This is a genomic window from Aquipseudomonas ullengensis (assembly GCF_014174475.1).
GTDB lineage: Bacteria > Pseudomonadota > Gammaproteobacteria > Pseudomonadales > Pseudomonadaceae > Aquipseudomonas > Aquipseudomonas ullengensis.
Map to the genome: position 1 here is coordinate 507,970 of NZ_JACJUD010000003.1, position 10,934 is coordinate 518,903.

General features: G+C 63.9%; 12 protein-coding genes. 9 read left to right on the forward strand and 3 right to left on the reverse strand.

Annotation, left to right across the window (positions count from 1 at the left end; all coding sequences use genetic code 11):
* Positions 1–42: 42 nt before the first annotated feature.
* The 9 genes from H3H51_RS11655 (at position 43) to H3H51_RS11695 (ending at position 9,040) form a co-directional block, all read left to right on the forward strand.
* On the forward strand, positions 43–1,044 hold the full coding sequence (locus H3H51_RS11655) for an autotransporter outer membrane beta-barrel domain-containing protein (RefSeq protein ID WP_183089200.1): 1,002 nt from the start codon (positions 43–45) through the stop codon (positions 1,042–1,044).
* A 209-nt stretch (positions 1,045–1,253) separates the two neighbouring features.
* Positions 1,254–2,349 (forward strand): peptide chain release factor 2 gene (prfB, locus tag H3H51_RS11660; RefSeq protein WP_182834046.1). Its coding sequence is split into 2 segments (ribosomal slippage): positions 1,254–1,325 and positions 1,327–2,349, totalling 1,095 coding nucleotides; the frame shifts between segments, so codons are not numbered across the junction.
* Positions 2,350–2,527: 178 nt separating this feature from the next.
* Positions 2,528–4,030, forward strand: coding sequence for a lysine--tRNA ligase (gene lysS, locus H3H51_RS11665; RefSeq protein ID WP_183089201.1), 1,503 nt, complete (start codon positions 2,528–2,530; stop codon positions 4,028–4,030).
* 136 nt (positions 4,031–4,166) lie between these two features.
* Entirely contained in the window at positions 4,167–4,880 is a 714-nt protein-coding gene (locus H3H51_RS11670; protein ID WP_183089202.1) for a TetR/AcrR family transcriptional regulator, read from the forward strand.
* A gap of 92 nt (positions 4,881–4,972) precedes the next feature.
* Positions 4,973–5,527, forward strand: coding sequence for a hypothetical protein (locus H3H51_RS11675; RefSeq protein WP_183089203.1), 555 nt, complete (start codon positions 4,973–4,975; stop codon positions 5,525–5,527).
* A 10-nt stretch (positions 5,528–5,537) separates the two neighbouring features.
* On the forward strand, positions 5,538–6,827 hold the full coding sequence (locus H3H51_RS11680) for a flavohemoglobin expression-modulating QEGLA motif protein (protein ID WP_183089204.1): 1,290 nt from the start codon (positions 5,538–5,540) through the stop codon (positions 6,825–6,827).
* Between the two features lie 118 nt (positions 6,828–6,945).
* The gene (locus tag H3H51_RS11685) at positions 6,946–7,692 is read left to right on the forward strand and encodes a TIGR00266 family protein (RefSeq protein WP_183089205.1); all 747 of its coding nucleotides are present in this window, start codon (positions 6,946–6,948) and stop codon (positions 7,690–7,692) included.
* Positions 7,693–7,725: 33 nt separating this feature from the next.
* Positions 7,726–8,607 (forward strand): alpha/beta hydrolase, encoded by an 882-nt coding sequence (locus H3H51_RS11690; RefSeq protein ID WP_183089206.1) that lies wholly within the window; start codon positions 7,726–7,728, stop codon positions 8,605–8,607.
* A 97-nt stretch (positions 8,608–8,704) separates the two neighbouring features.
* Complete coding sequence (locus tag H3H51_RS11695; protein WP_183089207.1) at positions 8,705–9,040, forward strand: hypothetical protein; 336 nt, start codon at positions 8,705–8,707, stop codon at positions 9,038–9,040.
* A gap of 60 nt (positions 9,041–9,100) precedes the next feature.
* Here H3H51_RS11695 and H3H51_RS11700 read toward each other — a convergent pair whose 3' ends face one another.
* The 3 genes from H3H51_RS11700 to H3H51_RS11710 all read right to left on the reverse strand — a co-directional run bounded on the left by H3H51_RS11700 (position 9,101) and on the right by H3H51_RS11710 (position 10,885).
* Positions 9,101–9,877, reverse strand: coding sequence for an OmpA family protein (locus H3H51_RS11700; protein WP_183089208.1), 777 nt, complete (start codon positions 9,875–9,877; stop codon positions 9,101–9,103).
* Positions 9,878–9,916: 39 nt separating this feature from the next.
* Positions 9,917–10,327, reverse strand: coding sequence for a DUF4398 domain-containing protein (locus H3H51_RS11705; protein ID WP_183089209.1), 411 nt, complete (start codon positions 10,325–10,327; stop codon positions 9,917–9,919).
* Between the two features lie 213 nt (positions 10,328–10,540).
* Entirely contained in the window at positions 10,541–10,885 is a 345-nt protein-coding gene (locus tag H3H51_RS11710) for a pilin assembly protein (protein WP_183089210.1), read from the reverse strand.
* Positions 10,886–10,934 lie beyond the last annotated feature (49 nt).

The window sequence follows — 10,934 nt, forward strand, 5'->3', positions numbered from 1 at the left end:
GCGGGTATAGAATCTGCCTGGACTCAACCAGAGCGGATCGACATGAAAGGCACAAACGCAGCACTGCTGGCGTTATTCGGGGGCCTCACTTCAGGCTTCTGCGTGGCGGACGCCAGCCTGCCGCTCGACCAGCGCAGCCTGCTGCTGGAAGACACTCGCCTGCCGCGCGAGGCGGCGCTGGATCGCCTGCAGCAGATCCGTTTCGCCTTCCGCGAGCGTGCGGCGCAGCCCGGGCAATGGCAGAGCTGGGCGCGCGCCTATGGCGGTTATGGTTCGTGGGACGCTGGCAGCGGCTCACCGCGTCTGGAGCGGCGCAGTGGTGGGCTGCTGGTCGGCCTCGACCGGCCCTTGCAGGGCATGTGGGTGGCAGGTGTGCTGGCCGGCGCCGGGCGCAGCGAGTTGCAGGCGGAGCAGGGCGGTGACAGTGATGTCGACAGCTATCACCTGGGCGGTTATGCGGCGACGCGCTTCTACCAGCTCGGTTTCAAGCTGGGTGCAACCTACAGCTGGCACGAGCTGCACAGCGAGCGCCACCGCGCCGGACAGTCACTGCATGCCGACAGCCGCGCCGGCAGCGCCCAGCTGTTCGGCGAGGCCAGCTACTCCCTGGATTTTCGCGACTTCAGCCTGGAGCCTTTCGCCGGCCTGGCCTATGTGCAGCTGGATGCCGATCACCTGCGCGAGCACGGCGGCGACCAGGCGCTGCGCCTGCAGAGCGAGGCGCAGGACGGCAGCTACCTGACCCTCGGCTGGCGCGCGGCAACCTCCTGGCAGGTGGCGCAGCGCAAGCTGGTTGGCCGCGCGAGCCTGGCGGGTCGGCATGGTTTCGTCGACGCGCAGATGCGTGGCACGGCCGTGCGCCTGAGCAGTGGTATTTCCGAGGCGCTGGAGGGGCGTGAGTTCGAGCGCGACAACCTGCGCCTCGACCTGGGGCTGGACTATGAACTGTCGCAGGATCTGTACCTGGGGCTGACCTACGCCGGCCAGTACGCCGAAGATGCCCGCGACAACAGCCTGGCTGGTCGGCTCAGCCTGAGGTTTTGAGCGCAGGCCCGGCCCCGTCGGTCTGCCCGGGTGGTTCCTGGCGCGCCCGCGGGCTGCCCGCTGGAGCGGGACTCGGGTATACTCGCGGGCTTTTCAGAACCTTCGAGGTCACGGCCTGCCGCCGTGTCCGGTCTGCGGCCGTCCTGGCCAGCACGCCGGGCCGCGCCATGCCGCTGCAACCTTAATTACGCCTGCGAGTGCTGCCCATCATGGAAATCAACCCGATCCTCAACAGCATCAAGGACCTGTCCGAGCGGACCCAGACCATTCGGGGGTATCTTTGACTACGATCACAAACATGATCGTCTCGTCGAAGTAAACCGCGAACTCGAAGACCCGAACGTCTGGAACAACCCCGAATACGCACAGAACCTGGGCCGCGAACGCGCCGCCCTGGCACTGATCGTCGACACCCTGGATGACCTGCACAGCAGCCTCGCCGACTCGCGCGACCTGCTCGACATGGCCGCCGAAGAGAACGACGAAGGCGCGGTGAGCGACATCGTCAGCGAAGTCGAACGCCTGCGCGGCATCCTCGAGAAGCTGGAGTTCCGCCGCATGTTCAGCGGCGAGATGGACATGAACAACGCTTACCTCGATATCCAGGCCGGTTCCGGCGGCACCGAGGCGCAGGACTGGGCCAACATCCTGCTGCGCATGTACCTGCGCTGGGCCGACAAGCGCGGCTTCTCCGCCGAGATCGTCGAGCTGTCCGCCGGCGAAGTCGCCGGGATCAAGGGCGCCACCGTGCACATCAAGGGCGAATACGCCTTCGGCTGGCTGCGTACCGAGATTGGTGTACACCGCCTGGTGCGCAAGAGCCCGTTCGACTCCGGCAACCGTCGCCACACCTCGTTCTCTGCGGTGTTCGTCTCGCCGGAAATCGATGACAACATCGAGATCGAGATCAACCCGGCCGACCTGCGCATCGACACCTACCGCTCCTCGGGCGCCGGTGGTCAGCACGTCAACACCACCGACTCGGCAGTACGTATCACCCACGTACCGACCAACACCGTGGTGGCGTGCCAGAACGAACGCTCGCAGCACGCCAACAAAGACACCGCGATGAAGATGCTGCGTGCCCGCCTGTACGAACAGGAAGTGCAGAAGCGCAACGCGGCATCCCAGGCGCTGGAAGAGACCAAGTCGGATATCGGCTGGGGCCACCAGATCCGCTCCTACGTACTCGATGCCTCGCGGATCAAGGATCTGCGCACCAACATCGAACGCAGCGACTGCGACAAGGTGCTCGACGGCGATATAGACGAATACCTCGAAGCCAGCCTCAAACAGGGGCTGTAAAGCTACTGCGCTTGGCCAGGCGGCGTTGGAAGATGGCTCGGACTGCTCATTTACACTCGTAAACTCCGCGTCCTCGCCATCTTCCGCCTTGCCTGACCTGCGCTCGCTACGCTTTACACCCCCTGTTAAGTAAACCGTTTCCACCCAGGCAAGAGCCTAACCAGGAACCACCAAGATCATGAGCGACCAACAACTCGACCAACACGAACTGCAACAGGAAGAAAACAAGCTGATTGCCCAGCGCAAAGAGAAGCTTGCTGCCATCCGTGAGCAGGGCAACGCCTTCCCCAATGACTTCCGCCGCGACAACTACTGCGCTGATCTGCAGAAACAGTACGTCGACAAGAGCAAGGAAGAGCTGGAAGCCGCTGCCATTGCGGTCAAGGTTGCCGGGCGCATCATGCTCAACCGTGGCTCGTTCATGGTGATCCAGGATATGACCGGGCGCATCCAGGTCTACGTCAACCGCAAGACCCTGTCCGAAGAAACCCTGGCCGCGGTGAAAACCTGGGACATGGGCGACATCATCTCTGCCGAAGGCACCCTGGCGCGTTCCGGCAAAGGCGACCTGTACGTCGAGATGACCAATGTGCGCCTGCTGACCAAGTCGCTGCGCCCGCTGCCGGACAAGCACCACGGCCTGTCCGACACCGAGCAGCGCTACCGCCAGCGCTACGTCGACCTGATCGTCAACGAAGACGTGCGCCAGACCTTCCGCGTGCGTTCGCAAGTGATTGCGCACATCCGCAGCTTCCTGATGCAGCGCGACTTCCTCGAAGTGGAAACGCCGATGCTGCAGACCATTCCCGGCGGCGCCGCGGCCAAGCCGTTCGAAACCCACCACAACGCCCTGGACATGGAAATGTTCCTGCGCATCGCCCCGGAGCTGTACCTCAAGCGCCTGGTGGTTGGTGGCTTCGAGAAGGTCTTCGAGATCAACCGCAACTTCCGTAACGAAGGCGTCTCGACCCGGCACAACCCCGAGTTCACCATGCTCGAGTTCTACCAGGCCTACGCCGACTACGAAGACAACATGGACCTGACCGAGGAGCTGTTCCGCGAGCTGGCCCAGCTGGTTCTCGGCAGCACCGACGTGCCGTACGGCGACAAGGTGTTCCACTTCGGCGAGCCGTTCGTGCGCCTGTCGGTGTTCGACTCGATCCTCAAGTACAACCCTGAGCTGACCGCCGCCGACCTGACCGACATCGACAAGGCTCGCGCCATCGCCAAGAAAGCCGGCGCCAAGGTGCTGGGCTTCGAGGGTCTGGGCAAGCTGCAGGTGATGATTTTCGAAGAGCTGGTCGAGCATAAGCTGGAGCAGCCGCACTTCATCACCCGCTACCCGTTCGAAGTCTCGCCGCTGGCCCGTCGCAGCGACGATGATCCGAGCGTCACCGACCGCTTCGAGCTGTTCATCGGTGGCCGCGAGATCGCCAACGCCTATTCCGAGCTGAATGACGCGGAAGACCAGGCCGAGCGCTTCATGGCTCAGGTGGCCGACAAGGATGCCGGTGACGACGAGGCCATGCACTACGACGCCGACTTCGTCCGCGCCCTGGAATACGGCATGCCGCCGACCGCCGGTGAAGGCATCGGTATCGACCGCCTGGTGATGCTGCTGACCAACTCGCCGTCGATCCGCGATGTGATTCTGTTCCCGCATATGCGCCCGCAGGCTTGATTGCGGTGCCCGTTGCGGGCACTGTGCGGATAGCGCGGCATGGCACATGGCTAGTAGTGTCAGGCTGGCGAAAAAGGAGGGTCTGCCCATGGGCAGGCCCTGTTTTTTGTCCGCGATTTGTGGGGGTTAATCAGCAGTGACGCTCAGCGCCGCCTTCGAGTGCCCGGCCAAGTTGGCCGGCGAGCTCGCAGATAGTGTCCAGTACCAGGGCCGCAAAACCAGTCGCCAGGGTAGCGAGCAACGCCGCCTGGCCATTCTCGATGCCACGTTGCGCATCATCGTGCGTGACGGTCTGCGCGGCGTGCGCCACCGCGCGGTGGCGGCCGAGGCTGGCGTGCCATTGTCCGCCACCACCTACTATTTCAAGGATATCCGGGACCTGATCACCGACAGCTTCGTGCTGTTCGTCGAGCGCAGTTCGGCCAGCCTGTCGCTGCTCTGGGCCGATGTGGCCCGCGATTTCCAGCGCCTGGTCGAGCCGGTGGCGAGCGACCCGCAGGTGCGCCGGCAGATGGCCGAGCGGGTGATCGCCCTGATGGTTGCGCATGTCGAAGCCAAGGCGCGTGAAGGCAATGCCGAATTGCTCGTCGAGCTGGCGTTTCGCCAGGAAGCCCTGACCAATCCGACCCTGACCCCGCTGGCGTTGTCCCACCAGCAGTTGCGTTACCAGTTTGCTGAGCTGGCCTTGCGGGCGTTGGGTTCTGCCGCGCCGGTCGAGGATGCGCAGGTGTTGACTACGCTTGTTTTGCGGATGGAATATCATGCCCTTGTCGACGGGGTGGAAAACCTGGATATAGAGGGCCAGCGCGCGGTACTGCAGCGCTTCCTCGATCTGGTCATCAGGGCGTAAGAAAAAGCGCCTACGATCGGGGCCGGCCCCGCTTCTGCGGGGTCTTTTGCTTTTGCCTCTGGCGACTGTTCGAATCTCACAAGGAGTGCGTAATGAAAGCCTGGCGCGTTGCGGTTGCCGCCTTGTTCTGCCTGTTGCTGAACGGTTGCCTGGTCACCTTCAAAGATCCCATTCCGGCCAACGAGGCGGCGCCCATGCCGCTGCTCGGCGAGTGGGAGCGCCAGGACGAGTGGGGCGACCATCAATACCTGTCAGTCAGCCGTGCCGGCTCCAATGTCTACAAGGCGCGCGCCTGGGGTGGCAGCGAGGAAGAGCTGAAGGACATCCAGGAGTACGGCTTCACCGTCGCCCACCATGGCCGTCGCTGGTATGTCTCGGCCGGCCTGCCCAAGCGCCTGGGCGCCAATTTCGCTATTGCCGGCTTCGAGCTGACCACGGGCAACGAGCTGGTGATCTACAACCTCGACGTCGAGCGCATCCTCCAGGAAGTTGACGGCGAGGTGCTGCAGGGCCAACCGGTGGAAACCCCTGAAGGCGAGGCCGTGCTGGTCACCAGCCCGCTGGAAAAAGTGTTTGCCTACCTGGACGACCAGGCCAACTCCGACGTGTTCGTCGAAGTGGCGCGCTACCAACGCAGCGCTGAATGACGGAGCCGGCATGGCCAGAAGTACCACGGAAAACGAATACCACAACACCATCCGCACCCTGTCCAGCCGCCTGGTCGAGGCGCAGACGCCGATCCGCGTGCTCGACGCAATCAAGTGGGACGACAACATCCGCCAGGGCTTCATCAAGGCCAAGGGCAAGGAAATGCCGGCGGTTGATCGCAGCTACTACGACAGCCGCCCGCTGAGTTTCGATTCGACGGCGAAGAAGCTGGAATTCCAGAACATCGAGCGCGACATCACCCGTCAGCTGGGCCAGTTCAACCCGGTCGGGCAGATCATGCGGCGCATGTGCAAGGAATACCGCATGGTCATCCGCATGCTCGAAGCACGCGGCACGGCGGATTTCGGCCTGATTTCCCAAGAGCTCTATGGCGCCGCCTCGGACGCCTTCCATGCCGGCGACCCGACCCTGGCCGACCTCGGCCTGATGCTCTCCGACTACCTGAACAACATCGCCGCCCGGGGCGACCTGGAGGACGAGCCGAAGACGCTGACCGCCAAGGATGCCGTGGGCATGCTGCAGGAGCGCCTGGCGCGGGTATTCGGTGACGACACCATTCGCGTATTCGAGTCCGACGGCATCGTCGCCGACGCCGCCGCTGGCGCCGACTACATCAAGGTGCGTGCCGACGCGCTGTTCAACGAGCGCGATGTGCGTGCCCTGGAGGTACACGAGGGTCTGGTGCATGTCGGTACCACGCTGAATGGCCTGAGCCAGCCGATCTGCACCTTCCTGGCCAAGGGTCCGCCCTCGTCGACGGTGACCCAGGAAGGCCTGGCGATCCTCATGGAGGTGATCGCATTCGCCTCCTACCCGACCCGCCTGCGCAAGCTGACCAACCGCACCCGCGCCATCCACATGGCCGAGGAGGGCGCCGACTTCCTGCAGGTCTACGAGTTCTACCGCGAGCAGGGCTTTACCCTGGAAGAGAGCTACGGCAACGCCAGTCGCGCCTTCCGTGGCTCGACCCCGACCGGCCTGCCGTTCACCAAGGACCTGTCCTACCTGAAGGGCTTCATCCTGATCTACAACTACATCCAGTTGGCGGTACGCAAAGGCAAGCTGGAGCAGATTCCGCTGCTGTTCTGCGGCAAGACCACCCTGGAAGACATGCGCACCTTGCGCCAACTGGTGGACGAAGGCCTGGTGGCGCCACCCAAGTACCTGCCGCCGCAGTTCCGCGACCTCAACGCGCTGTCGGCCTGGATGTGCTTCTCCAACTTCCTCAATCACCTGAGCCTGGATCGCATCGAAGCGGACTACGCCAACATCCTGTGATGCGCCTGTCGCGTCATCTGTAGGAGCCAGCTTGCTGGCGATCATCTGGTTCTCGAGTGAACGGATCGCCAGCAAGCTGGCTCCTACAGGTTGTTCCTCGCACGTTGTGGAGCCCTGCATGCCCAGTCACACCCTCGATTACGAAATCCTCGGTACATCGGCTCAGAGCGTGGAGATCATTCTCGACCCTGGCGAAACGGTGATCGCCGAAGCCGGGGTGATGAACTACATGACCGAGGGCATCCGCTTCGAAACCCGCATGGGTGATGGCTCGGCCAGCGGCATGCTGGGCAAGCTCTGGGGCGCCGGCAAGCGTCTGCTGACTGGCGAATCGCTGTTCATGACGCACTTCTCCAATGCTGGCAAAGCCCAGCACCGCGTCGGTTTCGCCGCGCCTTATCCGGGCACCGTGGTGCCGATCGAGTTGGGCCAGGTGGGTGGGCGGCTGATCTGCCAGAAGGATGCCTTTCTATGCGCGGCCTACGGCACGCAGATCGGCATCAGCTTCAACAAGCGCCTGGGCGCCGGCTTTTTCGGTGGAGAGGGCTTCATCCTGCAGAAGCTCAAGGGCGACGGCCTGGCCTTCGTGCATGCTGGCGGCACGGTGATCCGCAAGGAACTCAACAACGAAACCCTGCGCCTGGACACCGGTTGCCTGGTGGCTTTCACCACGGGTATCGATTACGACATCGCTCTGGCTGGCGGGCTGAAGAGCATGCTGTTCGGTGGCGAAGGCATTCTCTTGGCCACCCTCAAGGGCACCGGCACGGTGTGGATTCAGAGCCTGCCGTTCTCGCGCCTGGCCGAGCGCATCTATGACGCGACGTTCCGGGCCCGCGAGGAAGTGCGCGCAGGCGGCAAGTAGTCGTGCCCCAGTAATAAAGGAGTGATGAGGGTGATGAGAGCACTGCTGCCCGTGTTGTTCGGTCTGCTATTGAGCGGCTGCAGCTCGCTGCTGTTCTACCCGCAGGCGGGCCTGCCGATCACCCCGGCCAAGGCTGACCTGGCCTATCGCGATATCGAACTGACTGCCGCCGACGGTACCCGTCTGCATGCCTGGTGGCTGCCGGCCAAGCCCGGGGTGACGGTGAAGGGCACCGTGCTGCACCTGCACGGCAACGGCGGCAACCTGGCCTGGCACCTGGGCGGCAGCTACTGGTTGCCGGAGCAGGGCTATCAGGTGCTGATGCTGGACTATCGTGGCTACGGTTTGTCGCAGGGCTCGCCCAGCCTGCCGGCGGTGTACCAGGATATCGACGCGGCCTTCGCCTGGCTGCAACAGGCGCCGGAGGTGCAGGGCAAACCCCTGGTGCTGCTCGGTCAGAGTCTCGGCGGAGCCCTGGCGGTGCATTACCTGGCGGAGCATCCGGCCCAGCGCGGGCAGCTCAAGGCCCTGGTGCTGGACGGAGTGCCGGCCAGCTACCGCGATATCGCCCGGTTCACCCTCAACAATGCCTGGCTGACCTGGCCGCTGCAGGTGCCGCTGTCGTGGCTGGTGCCCGATGGCGACAGTGCGATCCATGCCATGCCGCAACTTACGGGCTTGCCCAAGCTGATCTACCACAGCCTGGATGACGAGGTGGTGCCGCTGGCCAATGGTGTGCGCCTGTATCAGGCCGCGCCGGCGCCACGGGTGTTGCAACCGACCCGCGGCGGCCATGTGCAGACCTTCAATGACCCGACCTGGCGCAAAGTGCTGCTGCTTTACCTGGAAGACCCCAGCGGTTTCGTCGGCTTGCGCCGGCTGGCCGAAGTGCCCGCCCCGGACAGTCCGCAATAGCGCCCCTCGGCAGACGCGGCTTCAACACGTAAACTGCGCGCCCGGCCTGCGCGTGGCGCAGGCGACATGTCCATCGCCTTGAATAGTGAAGAACGCCATGAGTGAACAGAAAAACCTCATCCCCATGATCCTCACCGGTATCGTCAGTATCGTGGCGACCGTGGCGATCCTTTCCTTCTATGGCTACGTGCATTTCGCCAAGGAAGAGGATGCCCTGCTGCTGGCCGAGTTCACCATGCTCAAGACCCTGCCGGGGCAGGACTACAAGATCTCGGTGAAGCCGGCGGACCAGATCGCACAATGCCTGGATGGCGTGCTGGTGCTGTTCGACACCCAGCAGAAGGGCCTGTCCGGGGTACTGGTGGACGACCACAAGCAGGCCGTGCGCTGCATCAATCCCGAGGCGCCGCCTGCTTCGCCGTCGGCCCAGTAAGCGGTTTTCTCCCGCCCATGAAAAAGCCCGCCTTGCAGCGGGCTTTTTCATACCGGCGGGTTACAGCACGCGGGGCGCTACCGGGCCTGGGCCATTGGCAATGGTGACCTCGACGCGACGGTTCAGCGTGCGGGTATCGGCGCTGGCGTTGCTGGCCACCGGATAGTCCTTGCCGAAGCCGTGTGTGGTCACCCGGCGCGGGTCGACACCCATGGCCACCAGGGCGCTGCGCACCGAGTCGGCACGGGCCTGCGACAGGCGCAGGTTGTGGTCGGCGGTGCCGGTGCTGTCGGTGAAGCCTTCCACCACCACCTGGCGATCCGGGTTCTGCAGCAGGTAGTTACCCAGTTGCTGCACGTTCTGCTTGCCGTTCGCGGTCAGCTCCGCGCGGTCGATGGCGAACAGCACGTCACCCAGGGTGATGACCGTGCCGCGCTCGGTCGGCTTGGCCTGCAGCTGTTGCAGCAGCACGTTGACCTGCTGGTTGCGGGCATCCAGCTGAGCTTGGGTGCGCTGCGCCGGGGCCTTTTCCAGCGCGTCTTCCGCAGCCTTCTGCTGGACGGTCTGGCGGGCCACTTCGACACGCTGGTTGGTGATGTAGGCCAGATGGTCGACTTCCGCCACAGGCAGGTCGTTGTCATAGGCCGTCTGTGTGCGGTTGAGCATGTCGCCGGCTTCCTTGGTTTCCACCGCAGCCAGGCTGTTGGCCTGTGGTTCGGCCTGCAACTCGGCGTAGTTGCTGCGGGCCGTCTCCAGGTTGGGGTTGGGCTGGCTGGCGCAGGCGATAAGGGCAGCGCTCAGCACGGACAGGGTGGAAAGCGTGATCAGCTTGTTCATGAGGGTCATCCTTCTCGTTGTGGGTCGGCGGGCTGGGCGTTACTGCACGATTATCGGCGCGCGCATGCCTTCCTCACGGATCTGCTGCACTCCTTGCTGGGAGTCCTGCAGGGTCTTCTGCGCTTTGCTCGCCTGGCTCTTGCGTTCGGCGACGCGTGCGTCCCACTCAGCCTGTTCGGCCAGGCGTCGGGCTTCGTCGTAGCGCTGCTCTTGCAGCAGGGTTTCCGCCTGGGCCAGCTTGTCCTGCGCCGACTTCATTTCCGCCGGAGCGAACTCCGGGCCACCTGCGGCCACCGCGCTTTTCACCACGGTATTGGTTACGGCGAACTGCTCGGTCGGCGGCGTACCGGCGCAGCCGGCCAGCACGGCGCAGCCGCTCAACGTCAGGGCCGCGAGCAGGGTTTTCGGCAGGGTTACAACATGGCTTGTGTTCATGATGTGCAGCTCCATTCGGTGGATATCCGCAGCGTATCGATCCTTCGTTTACTCGGAATTTGCCGAAGAAGGCCGGCATTGGCCGATGTTGATCGATTTAGCCTGCTTGCTAGGTGTGACCGAAGGGGTTTGCGGAATGTTCAGGGAATTTTTGCGCGGCGCTTGGCGTGGCTGGGCGCGGGCAAAAAAATGCCCCCAGTTGCGGGGGCTGCTGTGACGTGCGGAGCGTCAGTGCTTGGTGCCGTCGTGCTGCACGCTGAGCTGCTGCAGGTACTTGCGCGACAGGGCAAGGAAGCGTGGCGTCGGGCCGATGTCCTCGTACAGCGGGTCGCCCTGTTCATCGGTGGCTACCACCGTGCTGCCCTTCACGTAGGGCAGGCTGGCTTCGAGTTCTTCCAGGGCGGCGCCGATCAACTCGCCGAGTATCTCCTCGGTGCGCCGCTTGGGGTACATCTCGGCCAGCGCGGCCAGGCGCGCGGCGGCTTCCAGGTCGAGGTTGATGCTGTATTCGCTGCGGGTCAGGCGACCCTTGGCGTTCTGCTCCCAATGGCGGACAAGCTCGCGGATCTTCATAAACACCTCTGTATGCCCAGTGATGGTGGGCGAGTGGCTCGCTGGGCAG